The sequence below is a fragment of the Candidatus Eisenbacteria bacterium genome (genome assembly GCA_016867495.1).
Classification (GTDB): Bacteria; Eisenbacteria; RBG-16-71-46; order CAIMUX01; family VGJL01; genus VGJL01.
Genome location: VGJL01000035.1, coordinates 1 through 20,690, shown reverse-complemented (window position 1 = coordinate 20,690; position 20,690 = coordinate 1). Strand labels below are relative to the sequence as shown.

15 protein-coding genes are annotated in these 20,690 nt (G+C 67.2%); 10 read left to right on the top strand and 5 right to left on the bottom strand.

The window, feature by feature from the left end; all coding sequences use genetic code 11:
• Window positions 1–784 precede the first annotated feature (784 nt).
• The 9 genes from FJY88_05775 (at window position 785) to FJY88_05735 (ending at window position 13,438) form a co-directional block, all read left to right on the top strand.
• The gene (locus FJY88_05775) at window positions 785–1,723 is read left to right on the top strand and encodes an integron integrase (protein MBM3286842.1); all 939 of its coding nucleotides are present in this window, start codon (window positions 785–787) and stop codon (window positions 1,721–1,723) included.
• 130 nt (window positions 1,724–1,853) lie between these two features.
• Complete coding sequence (priA, locus tag FJY88_05770) at window positions 1,854–3,896, top strand: primosomal protein N' (GenBank protein ID MBM3286841.1); 2,043 nt, start codon at window positions 1,854–1,856, stop codon at window positions 3,894–3,896.
• A gap of 78 nt (window positions 3,897–3,974) precedes the next feature.
• Entirely contained in the window at window positions 3,975–5,291 is a 1,317-nt protein-coding gene (locus FJY88_05765) for a tetratricopeptide repeat protein (protein MBM3286840.1), read from the top strand.
• Between the two features lie 123 nt (window positions 5,292–5,414).
• Window positions 5,415–6,359, top strand: a complete 945-nt coding sequence (gene ilvC / locus FJY88_05760) for a ketol-acid reductoisomerase (GenBank protein MBM3286839.1) — start codon at window positions 5,415–5,417, stop codon at window positions 6,357–6,359.
• 266 nt (window positions 6,360–6,625) lie between these two features.
• Window positions 6,626–7,873, top strand: coding sequence for a transcription termination factor Rho (gene rho / locus FJY88_05755; GenBank protein MBM3286838.1), 1,248 nt, complete (start codon window positions 6,626–6,628; stop codon window positions 7,871–7,873).
• A gap of 15 nt (window positions 7,874–7,888) precedes the next feature.
• Complete coding sequence (gene rpmE / locus FJY88_05750) at window positions 7,889–8,122, top strand: 50S ribosomal protein L31 (GenBank protein MBM3286837.1); 234 nt, start codon at window positions 7,889–7,891, stop codon at window positions 8,120–8,122.
• 110 nt (window positions 8,123–8,232) lie between these two features.
• Complete coding sequence (gene prfA / locus FJY88_05745; protein ID MBM3286836.1) at window positions 8,233–9,312, top strand: peptide chain release factor 1; 1,080 nt, start codon at window positions 8,233–8,235, stop codon at window positions 9,310–9,312.
• A 10-nt stretch (window positions 9,313–9,322) separates the two neighbouring features.
• Window positions 9,323–10,213, top strand: coding sequence for a peptide chain release factor N(5)-glutamine methyltransferase (gene prmC / locus FJY88_05740; GenBank protein MBM3286835.1), 891 nt, complete (start codon window positions 9,323–9,325; stop codon window positions 10,211–10,213).
• A gap of 303 nt (window positions 10,214–10,516) precedes the next feature.
• A complete protein-coding gene (locus FJY88_05735) occupies window positions 10,517–13,438 on the top strand; it encodes a hypothetical protein (GenBank protein ID MBM3286834.1) in 2,922 nt (973 codons plus the stop codon).
• A gap of 87 nt (window positions 13,439–13,525) precedes the next feature.
• Here the strand turns inward: FJY88_05735 and FJY88_05730 are convergent, their stop codons facing one another.
• Genes FJY88_05730 through murA form a run of 3 tightly spaced genes read right to left on the bottom strand, consistent with a single transcriptional unit; the run spans window position 13,526 to window position 17,288 of the window.
• On the bottom strand, window positions 13,526–14,068 hold the full coding sequence (locus tag FJY88_05730) for an asparaginase (protein ID MBM3286833.1): 543 nt from the start codon (window positions 14,066–14,068) through the stop codon (window positions 13,526–13,528).
• A gap of 9 nt (window positions 14,069–14,077) precedes the next feature.
• A complete protein-coding gene (selB, locus tag FJY88_05725; GenBank protein MBM3286832.1) occupies window positions 14,078–15,997 on the bottom strand; it encodes a selenocysteine-specific translation elongation factor in 1,920 nt (639 codons plus the stop codon).
• Between the two features lie 22 nt (window positions 15,998–16,019).
• On the bottom strand, window positions 16,020–17,288 hold the full coding sequence (gene murA / locus FJY88_05720) for a UDP-N-acetylglucosamine 1-carboxyvinyltransferase (protein MBM3286831.1): 1,269 nt from the start codon (window positions 17,286–17,288) through the stop codon (window positions 16,020–16,022).
• Between the two features lie 254 nt (window positions 17,289–17,542).
• Here murA and FJY88_05715 point away from each other — a divergent pair, with 254 nt between their 5' ends.
• On the top strand, window positions 17,543–18,286 hold the full coding sequence (locus FJY88_05715) for a hypothetical protein (protein ID MBM3286830.1): 744 nt from the start codon (window positions 17,543–17,545) through the stop codon (window positions 18,284–18,286).
• Window positions 18,287–18,352: 66 nt separating this feature from the next.
• On the opposite strand, the gene FJY88_05710 is transcribed toward FJY88_05715, so the two are convergent.
• On the bottom strand, window positions 18,353–20,149 hold the full coding sequence (locus tag FJY88_05710) for a DUF814 domain-containing protein (protein ID MBM3286829.1): 1,797 nt from the start codon (window positions 20,147–20,149) through the stop codon (window positions 18,353–18,355).
• A 4-nt stretch (window positions 20,150–20,153) separates the two neighbouring features.
• Window positions 20,154–20,534 (bottom strand): hypothetical protein, encoded by a 381-nt coding sequence (locus FJY88_05705; GenBank protein MBM3286828.1) that lies wholly within the window; start codon window positions 20,532–20,534, stop codon window positions 20,154–20,156.
• Window positions 20,535–20,690 lie beyond the last annotated feature (156 nt).

Sequence of the window (20,690 nt, the reverse complement as noted above, 5' to 3'; positions counted from 1 at the left end):
CGAAGACGCCGTGGTTGGCGCTTCCTCATCGATGCGTTTGGCGAACAATATGATTATCCACCTGGCCGAGTATCTCGGTCGCGCTGTTCTGGCGGACGTGTCGGAGTAGTCCTCGCAGTGCCGCACGCATGATCAGCAACCCCCAGTCAGGTGGCACGTAACGTGCACGAATATAGCCGGATCGAGCGGTGAAAGCCAGGCCTGTCGACTGATGGGGACGCAGACGAGGCGTGGATAACGAGGGCAATACCCTGATATGTGGATGTTGCGGCGAACGGGATGGCGCGACGGGAGCGGGTATCGGGAAACCACTGCCGTCAGCATATGGTCGGCAATACCCTGTTCGTCGGACATCCGGCGAGCGTCGGTCCGGAATGGCGCCACAGGAAATCCTATGGCTCACAACGAAATAGCGGGCGCCCGGAACGCATGGCGAGGTGACTTCACTGTTTGGCTCCACCGGAAGCGCATCGCGCCTCAGCACCGGATCCCGTACCTCGTGCGTTGGGTCGAGCGATTCCTGCGCCTGTCGGCGTCGCGCCCCCACGAGACCTGGTCGGACACGCTTCGGGTCTTCCTCGAGGACCTCGGTCGCGGAGAGACGCCCGACTGGCAGATCCGACAGGCGGCTGACGCCGTGAATCTCTACCACGGTCAGTTCCGAGGGGCTTCGGCCGAGGACTGCGCGGCGCCGCCGGCACCGCCGACTCAGCCAGCGCCGCTGACGCCGCCGGCGCCGCCGCCCCCCGGGGAACTACGGGACCAATCGGCAACCTTGCGCGAGATGCAGGATCTCTTGCGCCTGCGTCACTACTCGCCGCGAACCCAACGCGCCTACCTGGGCTGGGCGCGTCGCTACCTGCGCTATGTCGGCTCCAACGGAGAGTGCATCGCTCCTGGGCCCGCGGACGCGAAAGCGTTCCTCAGCCACTTGGCCACCCGCCGCAATGTCGCCGCTTCAACTCAGAATCAGGCATTCAACGCGATCCTCTTCCTGCACCGCCACGTTCTCCGCGTCGAGCTGGGGGACATGGCCTCGACGGTTCGCGCGCGCCGCGGCCGGAAGCTCCCTGTCGTCCTATCGGAGGACGAGGTCCGGGCGGTTCTCGCAGAGCTCCAAGGCACGCCGCGCATCATGATTGAGCTTCTCTATGGAAGCGGCCTTCGGCTGAGCGAGCTGGTTCTGCTGCGCGTAAAGGACATCGATTTCAGCAATGGCACGATCACCGTGCGTTCTGGCAAAGGGGACAAGGATCGGGTGACCTTGCTGCCCCGGCGGACACAGCCGGCCTTGCGCAAGCATCTCGACAGGGTAAGAGCGCTCCATGAACGCGATCTCGCGGCCGGAGCGGGTGTCGCGCCGCTTCCAGGAGCCCTTCGCCTGAAGTACCCGAATGCGGGAACCGAATGGGGCTGGCAGTTCGTCTTTCCCTCCTCGAAGTTCGTGCCGGATCGGAAGGCGCTCGCGATCCACCGCTGGCATGTCGCGCCGGCGACTCTGCAAAAGGCGATGAAGACCGCGGTGCGAAAGGCTGAGATCACGAAACCCGCTAGTCCGCACGTCCTTCGTCACAGCTTTGCGACACAGATGCTGGGAAGGGGGATTGACATCCGGCGTCTCCAGGAGCTTCTGGGTCACAAGAGCGTCGAGACGACGATGATCTACACGCATGTGATCCCGGCTCTCCCGCCTGGCATCTCGAGCCCGTTGGACGAACTCTGAATGTCGGCGGAGCGGGATTCCCTGCTCCCCGCATCGCCCCTCCGCGGCCCTGGGAATCCGGCCGGATCGACGCTGTCGAAGCCGCCATCCGCGCTCGACCTGGAGAGACGATTGCGGCATCCTATGCCCCATGAGCGGCGAGCCTCATCTGGCCGATGTTGCGGTCCCCGTCGCGGTCTCGACGCTGTTCACCTACCTGATTCCCGAGGAGATGCGCGGCGCGATCGTCCCCGGACAGCGAGTCGCGGTCGCTCTCGGCCGCCGCCGGACGCGCGGCTACGTCGTTCGCGTGCACGCGGGGCCGGCGCCCGAGAGGCTGCGGCCGCTCGGAGGCCCTGATCCCATCGAGCCGCTCTTCGCCGGCGACATCCTCGAGCTGACGCGCTGGGTCTCCGAGTACTACCTCGCTTCCTGGGGGGAGGTTCTCGAGGCCGCGGCTCCGCTCGGCCCCACTCCGCGGCGGGCCCGGAGAAAGCGCGCCGAGAAGCCCGCAGACACGCAGGCGGAGAGCTGCGCGGCCGGGCCGTCCGAGGAGCATCCCGTTCTGGCGCCCGAGCAGGCGGCGATCGTCCGATCCCTTCAGGAGGAACTCGACCGCGGAGGCTTCGCCGTCCATCTGGTTCACGGGGTCGCCGGATCGGGGAAGACCGAGATCTACATGGCCCTGGCGGCGCGCGTCCTCGATCAGGGCGGGTCCGTCCTCCTCCTGGAGCCGGAGATCGGGATCGCGACGCAGATCCTGGCCCGTGTACGGAGGAGGTTCGGGAACCTCGTCGGCCTCTACCATTCGCAGGTCGGGGCGAGGAGGCGCCGCGAGACATGGGAGAAGGCGCGGCGCGGGGAGATCAAGATCGTCGTCGGGGCGCGCTCGGCCGTCTTCGTCCCGCTGCCGGATCTCCGCTTGGTGGTGATCGACGAGGAGCAGGAGCCCGCCTACAAGCAAGAGGAGTCGCCGCGCTACAACGGGAGGGACGTCGCGATCGTGCGGGCGCGCAACGCGGGGGCCCTCGCGGTTCTCGGGACGGCGACGCCGAGCCTGGAGGCCTGGTGGAACGCGAAGAAGAGCAAGTTCCAGGTCCATGTCCTGACGCGCAGATTCGGAGACACGCGGCCGCCGAAACTCCACGTCGTCGATCTGCGTCGGGACCCTGGACTTCCGTCATCCGGTGGACCGATCCCCCTCTTCTCGGGATGCCTCGTGCAGAAGACGCTCGAGCGCCTGAGGGCGAACGAGCAGACGATCCTCTTCCTGAATCGCCGTGGACACTCGACGATGGTGCAGTGCAACGATTGCGGAGAGATGATCCGCTGCAGCCGATGCGATGTCGTCCTCACCTATCACCGCGTGACGAGCGACCTCCGCTGTCACCACTGCGGGCTCGTGCGAGGAAAGCCGGACGCGTGCGCGGCGTGCGGGAGCGGCAGGCTCTTCTATGGAGGAGTGGGAACGCAGAAGCTCGAGGAGCGCCTCGCCGAACTCTTTCCGCGCGCACGGCTCCTGCGCATGGACGCGGACGCGACGCGGCGGCGCGGAAGCCATGCGCGCGCGCTCGCGGCGGTGGAGTCGGGAGAGGTCGACATCCTGCTCGGGACGCAGATGGTGGCGAAGGGGCTCGACTTTCCGCGCGTGACGCTCGTGGGGATCCTGCAGGCCGATCGGGAGATGGCCCTTCCCGAGCTGCGCGCGGCCGAACGCGCCTACCAGGTTCTGACGCAGGTCGCGGGGCGCGCGGGGCGCCGCGAGGTCGCGGGCGAGGTGGTCTTGCAGACGATGCTCCCGGAACACTACGTGATCCGCGGCGTCGCGGCGGGGGACTACGAGGGCTTCGCCCGAGCCGAGCTGGCCCATCGCGAGTCGCTCGGGTTTCCGCCCTTCGCCCGGATGATCCACCTGCTCTTCGACGGCAGGAATGAAGAGAGGGTGAGGCAGCGGGCCGAGGCGCTCGCGGCCGACATCGGATCGGCCGCGCGGCGCGCCGGGATCGCGATCCTGGGGCCTGCGCCGATGTTCCTCACGCGCCTCGAAGGGCGTTACCGGTGGCACCTGACTCTCAAGGGAAGCGGGAGCGAAGCGCTTCATCGATTGGCCCGGCAGGCCATGGAGATCAAGGGTCCCGCAGGCACGCGAGGGGTTCGCCTTCACATGGACGTGGACCCGATCCGGACGCTGTAGCGTGACGCCGGCGCGCACGCGCCCGAGCCGCCTTGACACTCCGCCGGCGGGATCCTAGATTCTCTGGGTGTGGCTGGGGTGTCACTAATTCAGGGATTGATGGGGGGCTGGGTCATGCGACGGATTTCCTTCGGAATCCTCCTCTCGGTTTTCATTGTTCTGGCCGTCACGACGAGCTGCAAGAACCCGAACCTGAGCGGCGGGATCCTCCACTTCGACCAGAAGAGGTATGAACGGGCCCGCGAGACGCTCTTGAAGGCGATCGAGCAGGAGCCGCAGAACTCAGAGGCCTACTTCTGGCTTGGCAAGAGCTACGCCGAGCTCGATAGCACGATGAAGGCGAAGGAGTCGTTCGACAAGTCGGTCGAAGTCGCCTTGCCCGCCAAGAAAGAGCTGGCGTCGAAGGATGTCGAGAACGCGATGGACCACTACTGGAGCGTTCGGCACAACGAGGGCCTCTCGTACGCCAAGGCGGCGCAGGACGCGCGCGCGATCGACAAATCCGACGAGGCGAGGAAGAACTTCAGGTTCGCGCTGAACCAGTTCAAGAAGGCGCGCGTGTTCAATGGCTCGAAGGAAGAGACGCCGCGGAACATGGGAGTCTGCTACTTCAACCTGGGCCAGGTCGACTCGGGCCTCGTGTCGCTCAAGGAGGCGCAGCGGCTCTCCCCCGCGCAGGACTCGAGGGCGGGCCAGATCCTCTTCGACCAGTTTCGCAGTCTGGGCGACCAGGCCGCCGAGAAGGGGACGAAGGAGGGCTACACCGACGCGATCAAGTTCTACAGCGAAGCGGAGAGTCTCAGAAGCAACGATCCCGACCTGCTCTACTCCCTCGGTGTCGTCTACTACCAGCTCGCCGAGGCCGACACGGCGCAGAAGAAGGGCAGCTACGCGAAGGCCATCGAGTACTTCGAGAAGACCCTGACCTACAAGCCCGAGGACCAGGACGCGCTCTACAACGCGGCCTCCCTCTACTACGAGCTCAGGAACTGCGACCCCGGCGTCGCCCTGGCCAAGCGCCTGCTGGACATCAATCCCAAAGAGGGGCGCTACTACGACATCGTCGGCCGGCTTCTCGATTGCCAGGGGAAGAAGGCGGAGCGCGTCGCGGGCCTCGTCTTCTCGCGGGCGCTCAAGTCCGGGACCGTTGTTGCCGCCGACGCCTTCAAGGCGGAGGTGGAGAAGTACGGCACGACCTCCGACGCGATGCGGAAGTACCGCGAGGAGGGGAAGCCGGAGGATGTGCGGACCTTCACGGACGCCGGAGGAGCCGACTACATGTGCTGGTTCTTCTGGACGCGCGGGAAAGCCCTGGCGTTCATCCGGGGCGAGTACAAGTACGAGATGGGCTTCAAGCCGCAGAAGGAGACGGCGGAAGGCGAGACCGGAAAGTAGGGTGCGGCCAGGATGCGGCGGCCCGGCCGTATGCGGCCCGGCCGCCTCGCCGCCTGAGGCCCGCGCCCGGAGAGACTCTCCCTGAGACTGACTCCTCCCGCTTGACCGCCGCATTCGATTCCCATGCGTGACTGGACACTCGGAATACTCGGCTACGGCAATCAGGGTCGCGCCCAGGCCATGAATCTCCGCGATTCGGGCTATCGGGTGCGCGTCGGCGCGCGGCCGGGCGGCTTCTCGGCCTCCGCCGCGGCCGGGGATGGATTCCCGGTCGACGATCCGGGGGACCTCGCGCATGAGTGCGATCTCATCGCTCTGTTGACGCCCGACGAAACACACGTCCCGCTCTTCGCACGGATGGCGCTCTCGTCGCGCCCGCAGGTGATCGTCCTGGCGCATGGTTTCACATTGCGCTTCGCCGAGCCGGCGCTTCGAGAGGAATGGGATGTCGTCCTCGTGTCGCCCTACGGGCCGGGGACGGCCCTGCGCGCGGGCGGCCGCCCTGGAGGGTTGCCGGCGCTGATCGCCGTCCACAGGGACGGGAGCGGGCATGCCCGGGAGCGGGCCCGGGCCTATGCTGTTGCCGCCGGATGCTCGGCACGCTCGTTGCTCGATGCGAGCGTAGCCGAGGAGGCGGAGATGGACCTCTTCGGCGAGCAGGCCGTCCTCTGCGGGGGCCTGGCCGCCCTGGTTCAGGCGGCCTGGGAGACGCTCGTCGCGAAGGGGTACGATCCGGTCCTGGCATACATGGAATGCGTTCAGCAAATCGGGTTGACGGCCGAGATGATCAGCCGCTTCGGGATCGCGGGGATGCGGGAGCGGATCAGCAGCCTGGCTCTCTATGGAGACTTGACCCGGGGGCCGAGATTGATTGATGCGAAGGTCCGTCATGCTCTTGACGAAGTACTGGATGAGATCCGCGGCGGCGAGTTCGTGACCGAATGGACGCGAGAGGTCGAGAGGGGATTCCCCGCGAGCAGGCGGGGGCTCGAGGAGAGCCGCAGGCGTCCCATCGAGGACGCTGGAAGTGCCGCCCGGCGCTTTTTCGTTGACAGGCCAGAGGTGTGAACGTAGCCTTCTAGGTGGGATGCCGGAGGAAGAACGACCCCCTGTTCCCTCCCAGGACTACTTCAAGCTTCGTTGAGGAGATTCCAGCCCGTTTCCGAGAGGCTGTCATCCATCCAGAGTTTCAGGGATTAGACGCGGCCGAGATCGCCGCTGAGGTTCAACGCTAAGTGAGAGAACAGAATCACGAGCCAGAAGATCCTCGTTCGTCCTCCGACGAGCAGGTGATCGGGACGGCCGAGCGCCGCGCCCGCAAGGACGCCGTTCAGATGGACATCGCCCAGATGAAGCGCAAGACGATCCAGGAGCTCGTCAAGGCCGCGCAGGAGCTGGGCATCCAGGGGATCAGCGGGCTGCGCAAGCAGGACCTGATGTTCAAGATCCTCGAGGCGCAGACCAACAAGAGCGGGCTCATCTTCGCCGAGGGGGTGCTGGAGATCCTCCCGGAAGGGTACGGGTTCCTCCGCTCGGTGGACTACAACTACCTGCCGAGCGCGGACGACATCTACGTCTCGCCGTCCCAGATCAAGCGATTCGACCTTCGCACCGGCGACACGGTGTCGGGCCAGGTGCGTCCCCCGAAGGACGGGGAGCGCTACTTCGCGCTCCTGCGCGTCGAGGCGGTGAACTTCGAGGGGCCGGAGGCGGCGAAGGACAAGACCCTCTTCGACAACCTGACGCCCCTCTATCCGATGGCGAAGCTGAACCTGGAGATGAAGAACCGGGACATCTCGACCCGGATCATCGATCTCCTCGCTCCGATCGGCAAGGGACAGCGCGGGCTCATCGTTTCGCCGCCAAAGGCCGGAAAGACGATGATCCTCCAGAAGATCGCCAACTCCATCACCGAGAACCATCCCGAGGTCGTTCTGATCGTTCTCCTGATCGACGAGCGCCCCGAGGAAGTGACCGACATGGAGCGCTCGGTCCAGGCGGAGGTCATCAGCTCGACCTTCGACGAGCCCGCGGAGCGGCACGTCCAGGTCGCCGAGATGGTGATCGAGAAGGCCCGCCGGCTCGTCGAGCACAAGCGCGACGTCGTCATCCTGCTCGACTCGATCACGCGCCTCGCCCGCGCCTACAACACGGTCGTGCCCCACAGCGGCAAGATCCTCTCGGGCGGAGTCGACGCCAACGCCCTGCACCGGCCCAAGCGGTTCTTCGGGGCGGCGAGGAACATCGAGGAGGGCGGCAGCCTCACGGTCTGCGCCACGGCCCTGATCGAGACGGGCAGCCGGATGGACGACGTGATCTTCGAGGAGTTCAAGGGAACGGGCAACATGGAGCTCGTCCTCGACCGCAAGTTGTCGGATAAGAGGATCTTCCCCGCGATCGACCTCAACCGGAGCGGGACCCGCAAAGAGGAGCTTTTGCTTCCGGAGCCCGATATGCGTAAGATATGGATCCTGAGGAAATTCCTGAGCGACATGAATCCGGTCGAGGCGATGGAGTTCCTCATCTCGAAGTTGGAACAGACGAAGACGAATCGGAAGTTCCTGGAAGCGATGAACGGTTAGGGGAGTTCAGGCGGAATGAAAAAGGACATCCATCCCGATTACAAGCGCGTGCGGGTCACCTGCGTCTGCGGGAGCATCCTCGAGACCCGCTCGACCGAGGGCAAGGACTTCACGGTCGAGATCTGCTCCAGCTGCCACCCGTTCTACACGGGGAAGCAGAAGCTCGTCGACTCCGCGGGCCGCGTCGAGCGATTCCGGCGCAAGTATCGCATGGAGACCCCCGCCGAGACGCCAGCCGAAGGCCAGTAGCTGCACGCGCGACCCGGGGAGGCCCGCGGGCCATCGCCCGGGTCGTTCCACGTCGCGTCCCCAACGGGTGGATTCCAGGATGAGCCGCGGTCTCCTCGCGAGGCGAGCCAATGGATGAGCTGCTGAAGAACTACGACCACGTGCGGGCGCGCGTCGAGGAGCTGACGCTTCTGATGGGCGACCCCAAGGTGCTGCAGGATCCCCGAGAGGCGAGGCGCGTCGGCCGCGAGCGCGGCCGCTTCGAGAAGATCCTGCGGGCCATGGACGCCTACCGCGAGGCGGCCCGCGCCGTGACCGAGGCGGAGGAGATCCTCGCCGGGAGCGACCCCGAGCTCCAGGAGATCGTCAAGGGAGAGCTTCCCGAGGCGCGCGAGCGGCTGATCGCGGGGGAGGGGACTCTGAAGTCCCTCCTGGCCCCGCGCGATCCCAACGACGACAAGAACGTCATCATCGAGGTCCGCGCCGGAACCGGGGGGGAAGAGGCCGCCCTCTTCGTCCGCGACGTCTTTCGCATGTACACGCGGTTCGCCGAGAACCGGGGATTCCGCCTCGAGGAGCTCTCGAGCAATCCGACCGGCATCGGGGGGATGAAGGAAGTGATCTTCTCCCTCGACGGCGAGGACGCCTACGGGACCTTCAAGTTCGAGTCGGGCGTGCACCGCGTCCAGAGGGTTCCGGAGACGGAGGCGAGCGGGAGGATCCACACGAGCGCGGTCACCGTGGCGGTCCTGCCCGAGGCAGAGGAAGTCGATGTCCGCATCGAGGAGAAGGACCTCGAGATCGATGTGTTCCGCTCATCCGGGCCGGGCGGGCAGAGCGTCAACACGACCGACTCGGCCGTCCGGGTGAAGCACATCCCGACCGGCATCGTCGTCCAGTGCCAGGACGAGAGGAGCCAGCTCAAGAACAAGGCGAAGGCATTGAAGGTTCTCAGGGCCCGGTTGCTCGACGCCCAGCGGCAGAAGCAGGAGGCCGAGCTGGCGCAGACGCGGCGGAGCATGGTCTCCACGGGCGACAGGAGCGCCAAGATCCGCACCTACAACTTCCCGCAGGGGAGGGTCACCGACCACCGCATCGGGCTGACCCTCTACAATCTTCCCGACGTCATGGAGGGGGACCTGGATCCCCTCGTCCGCGCGCTTCAAGCGGCGGAGGACGAGACGCGGTTGAAGGCTCCGCAGATCGAGTAGCGGGATCGCGATGTCGGTCGACAGCGGGGGCTTTCCCAATCCTCTCTTCCTGTGGATTCGAGGAGCCGCTTCGCGGATCGAATCGATCGGGGCGGGGAATCCGCGTCTCGAGGCCGAGTATCTGATGGCGGCCGCGCTCGGCGTTCCGCGGATCCGCCTCTGGCTCCTCGATCGCCCGCCCGCTCCCGACGCCGTCGCGAGATTCGAGGCGCTTCTCGAGCGCCGGATGTCCCGCGAGCCGCTTCAGTACGTGCTGGGCACGGCGGAGTTCGCGGGTCTCACGCTCGATGTCGGCCCCGGCGTCTTCATCCCGCGCAGCGAGACCGAGATCCTGGTCGAGCGCGTCGAAACGCGCCTGCGCGCGCGCATGGGGGGATGCGGCGCGGCCCCGCGGATCCTCGATGTCGGGACCGGCAGCGGGGCGATCCTCCTCGCTCTGATGGAGAGATTCGCGGAGGCGACGGGCGTGGGAATCGACCAGAGCCCGGATGCGCTGGTCTGGGCGCGGCGCAACGCCGTGCGCCTTGGACTGGATGACCGCGTTCGGTTCCTCGAAGGGGATCTGCTCGACCCCATCGGCCCGGACGAGAGGTTCGACGCCATCGTCTCCAATCCGCCTTATGTGAGCGGCCAGGAGATGAAGGGTCTCGCCTCGGAGATCCGCGACCACGAGCCTGCCGCCGCCCTCGAAGGCGGCGAGGACGGCCTTGATGTCGTGCAGCGGTTGATTCCTCAGGCCGCCGCGCGACTGTCGCCCGGCGGCCTGCTGGCGCTCGAGATCGGGATCACGCAGGGGGAGGCGGTGCGCTCCCTGCTCGGCGGCGGGAGCTTCCGCTCGGTCGAGATCCTCCCCGATCTTGCCGGCAGGCCTCGCGTCGCCCTGGTCGAGCGCAGCCAGTAGTCCGGTTCCACCGGGATCTCATTGTCCTCAAAGCCGTTCCCCGGTCTCCGGGCGAGAGTGCCGGGGACTCCGCTGCCCACGATCCTTTCCTCGACGACTCCCCCGGCGGGCGCCATGACGGGCTCGCGTAATCCCCGCGTAACCGCCTCCTCATACGGTTTGGCCTGGGTTCGCGGGGAGTGGGATGTGCGCAGCGCGCAAGAGGAATCAGGCATGTTGGAATCCACGATCCATGCAGAGGACGCAAGGGCCTCGATCGAAGACACCGGCGGCAACCATGGGTGCCTAGGGAGGTATGGAGAGATGTCAACGCGACGACCGGGACCACGCTTGATGGTGCTGATCCCCACATGGCTTGTCCTTCTCCTTGCTGTCGGCACAGCGAGCCCCCAGGAGATGACCTGGATCGCGACCGACGGCAACTGGGGCACGGCCTCGAACTGGGATCCGCAGAACGTGCCCAACGCTGGCGGCGAGTCCGCCCTCATCCCCGACGGTCCGGGTTCCTTCACGGTCACGTGCGACATGGACTTCGGGGTCGACCGCATCCGTGTCCTGAACCGGAACGCGACGATCAACCTCGGAGGCCGGCTGATCTGGGCGAATGGCCCGGAAGGTCTGATCAACAACGGCGTCCTCCGAGCGAATGCGACGTCCCAGGTCTGGGGCCGCATCGAGAACACCGCGTCCGCGAGGACGGTCATCGAGACCGGACGCATCCTGTACCTGCACGGCCCGACGCTCATCAACGACGGCGAGATCCTGGTGAACGAGCAAGGCACTGGCGACGCAGCGCTCGACATCACCCACCCCGTGGACCTCTCGGGCGGCGGCGCGATCGTGATGAACGGCGACAACGAGAACGACTTGATCTCGTCCTACTACGGGTACGCGCTGACGCAGCGGGCCGGCCACACGATACGGGGCTTCGGGGGGATCACCGCGCCGTTGGTCAACTACGGGACGGTCGACGCGGATCGGCCCGGCGGGTTCATCCGTCTCTCCGCGACCGGCAAGACGAACAACGGGTTGTTCCGGGCGAGCAACGGCGGCCTCCTGCACACCTCCTCGGTCACGATCGAGAACGCCGGCGGGACGATTCTGGCCGACGGAGGGGATGTCCTCTTCCAGGACGGCTACATCAACGGCGGGACGATCGACCGGACGGGGTCCTCCGTGGCGCGGAGCAGAAACACGCGTTTCACCAACGTCACCATCGCGCCGACGGGGTGGGTCGACCTCCCGAGCGGCTACGGGGTCTACCTGCTCGGATCCACGCTGACCAACGACGGGACGATCCGGGTCAACGACACGGGCACGGGCGACTCGTTCTTCGACATCCGGGTCGATCTCTCTCTCGCCGGAAGCGGGGAGATCCTGCTGAATGGGGACCAGGGCGACGTGATCATGTCCTATAGCGGCGGCACGTTGACTCAGCAGGCCGGCCACACGATCCGCGGCTCCGGAGCGATTACCGCCCGGTTCGTGAACCACGGCACCATCGATGCCGACCGGAGCGGCGGCTACCTTCGAATCTCCGGATCCGACAAGACGAACGACGGACTCCTCCGCGCCAGCAACGGCGGCGAGCTGCAGATCCGCGACAACTACACCCTCCAGAACGCCGGCGGGACGATCTTCGCCGATGGCGGGAACGTCCAGCTCTACAACCAGGCAAAGGTCGTCGGGGGGACCATCAGCCGCAGCGGATCCTCCGCCGTCAAGGCCCAGAACGGCTGGATCTCCGATCTCACCATCGTGGAGGACGGATGGGTCGACGCCGCGACGGGCTATACCCTCTACATGGGAGGCTCGCAGCTCGTCAACAACGGCACGATCAGACTCAACGACACCGGCGCGGGGGATGCCTGGATCGACGTGCGGACCAACGTCTCCCTGACCGGAACGGGCGCGATCCTCATGAATGGGAACGACAACAGCGACTACATCCACTCATACACGGGTAGCCGCCTAACGCAAGAAGCGGATCACACGATTCGTGGGAAGGGCCGGATCCTCTGTTCGTTCCTGAACCGGGGCACGGTGCGGGCCGATGTGTCCGGCGTGCCGCTGCGCGTCGACACAAGCGGCTTCAACAACCAGAGCGTCTGCGAGGCGACGGGCGGCGCCCAGCTCCAGATACACCAGGCGCCCCAGAACTATGCCTCCCGCACCCTGACCGGCGGCACCTGGATCGCTCGGACGAACTCGTCGATCGCGCTCAACAACGCACCCGTCGACACGGCAAACGCGACGATCCTCCTCGACGGCCCGAACTCCAACATCCATCGCGACTACGGAGGGGGCAACGGGCTCTCCGGGTTTGCGAGAATCGGTCCTGCGGGAGACTTCACGATTCAACACGGGCGTGACTTCTCGACAACCGGGAACCTCCGAATCGATGGGCGGCTGAACGTCACCGACGGGTGCACCTGGACCGTGCCGGGCACATGCTCGTTCTCGTATGGAGAGGCCCGTATCGAGGGGATTCTGGAGTCGCCCAACCCGATCGTGGCGGACTTCGGCACTCTGCGTGGGAGCGGAATCGTGCGGGGGAATGTCGTGAACAACGCCGGCGCGGTCGCCCCGGGATCTTCGACCGGCACGCTTCGCATCGAGGGGAACTACGCGCAGGGATCCTCCGGTCGGATCGTTGCCGAGCTGGGCGGGACGACGCCCGAGAGTGTTGATCTCCTCGATGTGACGGGCGAGGCGGTCCTCGGCGGGACGCTGGAGGTCGTCGCGATTGACGGCCACCACGTGCAACCCGGCGACAGCTACACCGTCATGACCTACGGCTCGAAGCAGGGCGGGTTCGACATGATCTTCGGTAAGTGCCTTGAGCCCGGAGTCTGTTTCGACGTGATCTACAACGAGCACGATGTGACGCTGCTCGCCTATCAGATCGATCCGGCGGGCACGGAGGAAGGGACCGTCGATCTCCCCAAGGAACTGCGTCTTCTCGCGAGCGCGACAGCCGGAGGAGGCGGCGTCCTCCTCCTGGATCTTCCACGGGCCGCGCACGCACGGATCGCCGTCTATGACGTCACGGGACGCCTCGTCACGGTACTCTTGGATGGCGAGGCGTCTCCGGGCTCCCACACGTATCGATGGGACAGCGGTCTGCGACATCGCCTGGGGGGCGGAGTCTACTTCGCGAGGGCGGTCGTGAGGGAAGGGGGCGTGACGACGGTCAGGACCACGCGCCTGCTCGTCCTCCGTTGACGTAGCGCGCTTCGCGCTGAGTGTCTAGATCGCAAGGGGCGGCCGCCCTCCTGTCCCATGGCCGTCCGGTCTTGCGGTCGTTCGTCCTCAGGGTGTCTGACGGCTCTCGCCCGCCTCGGTCCTGCGGAAGGTCATGCGCTTGTGATCCTTCACCACTCCGGGGAATCGGAGGGCCGTGTTGTGCATCACGACATAGACGCCCGGGGCGAGGACCTGGACCGCGAGGAGCGCCTCGGTCAGGTTCTGCAGCGCGTCGCTCGTGCGCAGCTCGTAGGGCCGCATCGCTCCGGTCAGCACGATCGGGACCCTGGGCGATGCGCCCAGGCGCTCGACGAGGATCTCGCCGGTGCGGGCCAGCCGGTCCGTCCCGTGCGTGATGATGAGGCCGTCGTGCGACTCCGAGTAGGCGGCGGCGACCTTGACGATCCTCTCCTGGTCGGTCTCCTCCATGTCCGCTGAGTCGAGGTTCATGACGGGGATCCGATCGATGTGCACGCCGTGCAGGACCAGCGAGGCGAGCATGATCTCGAGCACGCTGCGCTGGTTCGCGAGGGTGCCGTCGGATTCGTTGAAGGTCTTCTCGATCGTGCCCCCCGTGGACAGGATCGCGATGTGCCTGTGCCCTTGCATGGTATCCCCCTACCTGTCGCCCCGCAGCGCCGGCCCCTCGACCCGGACGTCCCCGCGCCGCTCGGTCCATCGTTGTCTGTCGATCCACTCGAGAAGCGGGACCGCCTGCTTGCGGCTGACCGCGAGGATCTCCTTGAGCGAGCTGACCGCCATCTCCGTCTGGCGCGCGAAGTGCTCCCGCAGAAGCGACCGGATCTCCTCGACGCGACCGGCCGGCAGCAGAAGGTCCGGAGGGATGCGGACCAGCTCGCCCTCGCGAATCAAGTGATTGAGCATCTCCTCCCCCTCGGCGGGCGAACGGAGAGACTCGAGGAACTCCTTCTGCGTGGGCGCGGTGAAGCCGCGCTTGCCTAGATCGTCGAGGATCCTGGCGCGAAGGGTTTCCTGGTGGGGCGAGAGGTCGATGCGCCCCTCGCCGATGCGGATACGATCGTCGCGCAGATGGATCTCGCCGGCGGCCTGCCGCTCCTGGAGCCACACCTCGACTACATCGGGATGGCTCTGGCGTTCGAGCCGCTTCTTGAGCTCGCTCTTGAGAATGCCCCAGCTCAGGGGGTTTGCCTTCTGGTGCCCCTCGAGAATCGAGCGGATCCGCGCACCGGTCTGTTCGATCGCTCCAGGCAGGACGAGCAGCCCCCGGCCGATGCGCCGCATCGTCCCGGCCGCGATCATCTCAGCGAGCACCGCCTCGACATCGGAGGGGGGTTGCCCCAGCCGCTGCGGAAGCTCCGCTTCGGCAAGACCGAGCTGCCCCGGTCCCTCGACCGCGCCTGCGATCCGCTCCTCCAGGGTCCCTTCCTCGGCGAGGCGCAGCGCCTCGATGTCCTCCGCTCGGAAGCGGCGGCGGCGCGCTCCCGAGACCTCGAGGATCGTCCCCCCGCCGATCGTCCGCATCGGCGAGTAGGAGCGCAGGACGAAGCGGTCCCCGCGCTCCGCGAGGAGGGGCTTCTCCATGCGAAGCTGCACGAGGCCTTCGCTGCCCGGCGCGATCTCTTCGCTCTCCAGGGGAACGACGCGGCCGAGGATCTCGCTCGCGCCCAGGTAGAAGCGCACGCGCATCCGGCTCTTGACCCGGTAGGGGCTCCCGGGAACGCACCTGAACCGCGCGTGGGCGATGCGCGTGGTGACGGGCTCCTCTCCCGAGACCAGCCAATCCCCCCGCTCCACCTGCTCGCGGGTCACCGCATGGAGCGCGACCGCCACGCGCTGCCCCGCGAGCGCCTCGGAAACGCGCGAGCCGTGGACCTCGAGCGACTTGATCCTCGACTCGATCTGGCGCGGGGCGATCGCGACCCGGTCTCCTTCCCTGAGAACGCCGTTCCAGAGGGTTCCCGTCACGACCGTGCCGAATCCCTGCATCACGAAGACGCGGTCGATCGGAAGCCGGGTGAACTTCCCCCGCGGCTTGAGCTCCGCGGCCGATACTGCCCGGTCGATCGCGGCGAGGAGCTCCTTGCGCCCCTCTCCCGTCGTCGCGGAGACGGGGATGACGGAAGCGGCGGCAAGGCATGTCTTCGAGAGATAGGAGCGGACGTCCTCGAGGACGAGGTCCCGCCAGTCGCTCTCGACGAGATCGATCTTCGTAAGGGCGACGACGCCGTCGTGCGCCCCGAGGAGATCGACGATGTCGAGGTGCTCCCGGGTCTGCGGCATCACCCCCTCGTCGGCGGCGATGACGAGGAGGATGACGTCGATCCCGCCGGCGCCGGCCAGCATGTTGCGGATGAACTTCTCATGGCCCGGCACGTCCACGACCCCGCAGCGGATCCCCGACGGCGTGGTGAGCGAGGCGAATCCGAGTTCGATCGAGATGCCCCGCTCCTTCTCCTCCTTCAGCCGATCGGTGTCGATGCCGGTCAGCATCTTGATGAGCAGGGTCTTGCCGTGATCGATGTGGCCGGCGGTGCCGATGATGCAGGGTCGGCTCATGGATGGATCCCGCGGGATGGCCTCACGCGAGCGGGTCGTCCAGCTTGATCCGCCGCACGACGGCGCCCAGGCCCGAGAGCTTCTGTTCGATGCGCTCGTATCCCCGATCGATGTGGTAGACGCGCGAGACGACCGTCGTTCCGGCGGCGCGGAGCCCCGCGAGGATGAGGGCGGAGGAGGCGCGGATGTCGGTCGACATCACGTTGGTCCCCTGCAGCGACTCGACGCCGCGAACGGTGGCGACGTTCCCCTGCAGCGTGATCCTGGCCCCCAGCCGGCCGAGTTCCGGGAGGTGCGTGAAGCGGTCGGGATAGATCGTCTCGGTGATGACACCCGTTCCATTGGCCACGCTCAGGAGCGCCATGAACTGCGCCTGGAGGTCGGTCGGGAAGCCGGGGTAGACCTCCGTTCGGATGTCGACGGCGCGCAGGAGCTCGGGGGCGGCCAATCGGATCCTGTCGCCTTCGGCCGCGATCTCGCATCCCATGTCGGCGAGGCGATCGAGGACGATCCCGGCGTGGTCGGGCCGCGCGCGGGAACAGACGATTCGGCCCCCGGTGATCGCCCCGGCGGCGAGGTAGGTCCCCAGCTCGATCCGGTCGGGGATGTTCTCGAAGTCTACGGAATGCAGGGAGTCGACCCCCTCGATCTCGATGGACTTCGTTCCCTGGCCTGCGATGCGCGCGCCGGCCGCGACGAGGAAGTCGGCGAGGGCGACGATGTCCGGCTCGCAGGCCGCGTTCTCGATCAGCGTCGCTCCCTCCGCGAGCGTGGCCGCCATCATGACGTTGCCGGTCGCCCCCACGCTCGAGACGTCGAAGCCGATCCTCGCGCCGCGGAGCTTCTCGCAGGAGGCGACGATGTAGCCGTGCTCCAGTTCGATCTTGGCCCCGAGCGCCTCCATCCCCTTGATGTGAAGGTCGACCGGGCGCGGACCCCAGGCGCATCCACCGGGAAGCGAGACGCGCGCGCGCCCGAACCGGGCGAGAAGCGGACCCAGGACGTAGATCGAGGCGCGCATCTGCTTGACGAGCTCATAGGGCGCCTCGGTCGAGGTGATCTCGCTCGCGTCGAGCCGCAGCGAGTGATCCTCGTAGCCCCCCTTCACGCCGAGGAGCTTCAGCAAGTCGAGAAGCGTGATGATGTCCTTCAGATGCGGGATGTTGCGGATCAACGTCTCGCCGGGGATCAGAAGAGCCGCGGTCATGATCGGCAGCGCCGCGTTCTTGGCCCCGCTGATCTCCACCTCTCCCGATAGCTGCCGGCCGCCGACGATCTCGATGGCATCCATGACGGTCACCCTCCGCTTGCCGGGACGATAGCGCGGCGGGGGGGAGGGGGCAAGCGACGGGCATGCTCCCGGTCCCATGTCGCGCGGATGAGTTCGGGTGAGTCGGATATGGACACGCCCTGAAGTGGCAGCTAGAATCGCCCTGCCCCGCGGGACTGTGTCACGTTGCCTCACGGGAACCGGTGGAGCGGGGTGGAAGCGAAGGCGGGCGTCTCGTCCCCAATGAGGCGTCTCAGCCAGTGGAGGGGCGAAGCATGCGTCCACGCGGAGTCGTGCTCTTCTGTCTCATGATGGTCGGGATCAGGATCCATGCCGCGCAGGCGAGCGACGGGGAGATTTACCTGAACGCGAACTTCAACGACAAGGCGCTGGATCAGCAGATTCCCCACCGCGGCGCCGAGTTCGGCGAACCCTACTTTGTCGACCCGGGAGCCGGCGGCTATGTCCGGGCGGCCCCGATGGCGAGTCCGTCCCTCGAGATCGCCGACGGGAGCGCGAGCGCCTCATGCGCCGCGAGATTCTCCTTCCTGGAGAACGCCGGGATCTCGAGCGGCACGGCCGTCGTCATGGCCAGACTCTGGTTCGCGGAGTCGCCCGGCGAGATTCAGTACCGCGTCTTCCTCTCCACGAGCGGCTCGGGGAGCATCCTCCTCGCCATGCTTTTCGGCAATGACGGCAAGGTCTTCGTCGAGGACATGGATGACGATTTCGTCGAGGTTGGGCAATACGAGATCGGCCGCGCGTATCCAATCGCCTTCTCCGTAGACATGACCGGGCACACCTACGATGTCTGGTTCGACAGCCAGCTCGTGCTCGATGACGCGGCGATCGGGATCACGAACGAGGATCTGGTTGGGGTCACATTCACCATCGGCAGGGACGAGGATCTCGAGGGGCTGTTCTACGTCGACGACATCCGGGTGACCGACGATCCCGACGCGGTGCCGGTAATCGACGCGACCTGGGGGGGCCTTCGCGGCCTCCACAGGTCCAGGTGACCTAAACCGGTTTGACCGCGTCCGCGGCGCGGGGCCTCGAGGCGCGGTGGAGCCGCGCCGGAGTCCTCATTGCGAATCCCATTCGCCGGCTCCCGAAGCCGGAGGCTCCTTCGGAACGGCCATCACGGTCTTCTCGTGGCTCACGCTCGCGAGCCCCGCGGGCGCCCCGCGCGGCTTGCGCACGTGCTTCTTGAGCGTATAGAGGACTGGAACCTTGCGCGAGGTGCGCGCCTTGCTGAAGTAGGCGGCGATCGAAGCCGCCTCCTCGATCGTTCCGCGGCTCGGATTGCTCTTGCGGTTCTCGCGCCGGAGCACCACATGGCTCCCCGGACACCCGTGGGCGTGGAACCAGTAGTCGTCCGGCCGCGCGAGGCGATGCGTCAGGTAGTCGTTCTCCTCGTTGGAGCGGCCAACGAGCACGGTCCATCCTTCCCTCGTCTTGTACTCGCGGGGGTGGAACCGCTCCTCATCCCTCGGCTCGCGCCGCTTCTTCCGGATCGACCCCGCGTCCGCGTCCGATCCGGGACGCGCCGGACGCGCGGACCGAGCGAAGGGCCCGAGCGCCTCCCGCAGGAGCCTCTCCGCGCCGGAGAGAATGGGCGCGGGATCCGTTCCGATCTGCGATCGCAGGACCGATAGCCGGGCGATCGCCTGATCGATCTCGCGCATGCGTCTCTTCCGGATCGGTCCGCCCCTGGCGAGACGGCGCGCCTTCCGGAAGAGCGCCTTCGCGTTCGCCGCCGCGCCGAGCCTCGGATCGAGATTGATCGTGATCTCTGCGCTCGGATCCGCGGGGTCCGGGCATGTGAAGCGACTCGCCCCCCGGGGAACGTCCTGGATCCGCACGAGGAGCGCCTCCGCCTGCCGGCGGAACTCATCCGCCAGATCCGCCTCTTCGTCCTCCTCCTCGAGGCGCGCGCGCAGGCGCGCCAGCCGCCGACTCTCGCGATCGACGATCTGTCCGATGGCGGAGGCGGCCGTGGCCGCGGCTTCGGACCGCAGCGCGGCCGCGTTGGCCCTCTCCATGAGGCGGAAGATGCTCCCGCCCTGAAGCGTCAGGAAGGGTCGGAGGGTTTCGAGCGGGATAGGGCTCACGAACGCGGCCGGCAGCTCGTCCGGACGCGGGCCGTCGGGACCATTGCTCCCGACGATCGACGCGCCCGTCCCCGGAATCTCGTAGAGCGCCGGATCGGCCGGCGCGGCCGCCAAGGCGCGCAGGTGATCGGCGGCGCTTCCTCTCAGGCGGACCGCCTCGAATGCGATGTAGTCGGGCAGACCCCTGAAGGACTTGCAGAGCGTCCTGACGGCGCTCGCGCCCCGCGCCTGCCCCAGAATCGACGCGACCTGCGCCTCCGTCGCCGTGTCGTACGCGGGACGGTGGGGGGCGGGGGGATCCGCATAGACCGCCCCCCGCGCGCGCCGTCTCGCGTGGGCGCCGGAAGGTTCGTTCAGCGTCGCGACGATCCGGTCATCGGCCGCGTCGACAAGAATCGCGTCGGGCCGCCCCCCGAGCCACTCCAGGATGAGCGAGGCCGATACGCCCGCGACACCCGCCGCGCCCAGGAGGATGCGGAGGACGGGGGAGTCTTCGGAGGGCTCGACGCCGACGATCCATCGCCCCGCGAGGTGCCGCCCGAGCGCGAACTCGGCCGCCACGGTCTCTCTTGGTCGCGCGAGGTAGATGCAAGGCCTAGACGGAGCGAGATCGACGACGAGCCTGATCCTGTCGGGCTCCCCGCCTCCGCGCTCGAGCAGCATGTCGATCCGGTTCGCCCCCGGCGAGGCGGCCTCGAGGATCCGGGCCCGCGGGGCGAGCGCGCGCCGCAGCGCCTCCGCTGCGATCCGAAGCAGCCTCTTCTCCACCTCGTCACTCTTCCGCGCGGACCAGCCTGATCCTGAGCGCGTTCCTGTGAGCGCGGAGAACCGTCGCGTCGCCGAGGATGCGCCCGACGCGATTGACGGCGCTCGCGGCCACCGGCTCCGATCCCTGGCTCGCGGGCGTCGGCCCGAAGAAGATCGCCAGCGCGCGGCCGGGAGGCCAGTAGCCGATCTCGCCCACCTCCACCCGCTCCGCCGCCCCCTTCTCGAGGGGATGGTCGAGGCCGATCGGGAAGAAGAACTCGTCTCCCCATGTGTCCGGCTCTGCCGAGATGGGAAGGAGCGCGACGATCGCGCGCGCGCATGGCGTGTCGTTGAACTCCCCCTGGAGTCGGAGCGGACCGACCTCGATCCGGATGGGCGTGGGCATCGGGGCCTCCTTCCACTGCGGGCGCGCACGCGGATCTTATCCCGTCGCGGCCGCTCGGCGCATCCATTCCTCGGACGCCGGCGGTTTCCAGCGCTCCGCCCGCTCGCGGGGCCAGAGCGCGGAATCGCCGCGGGGCGCGTCGAGGCGCTCGTTGAC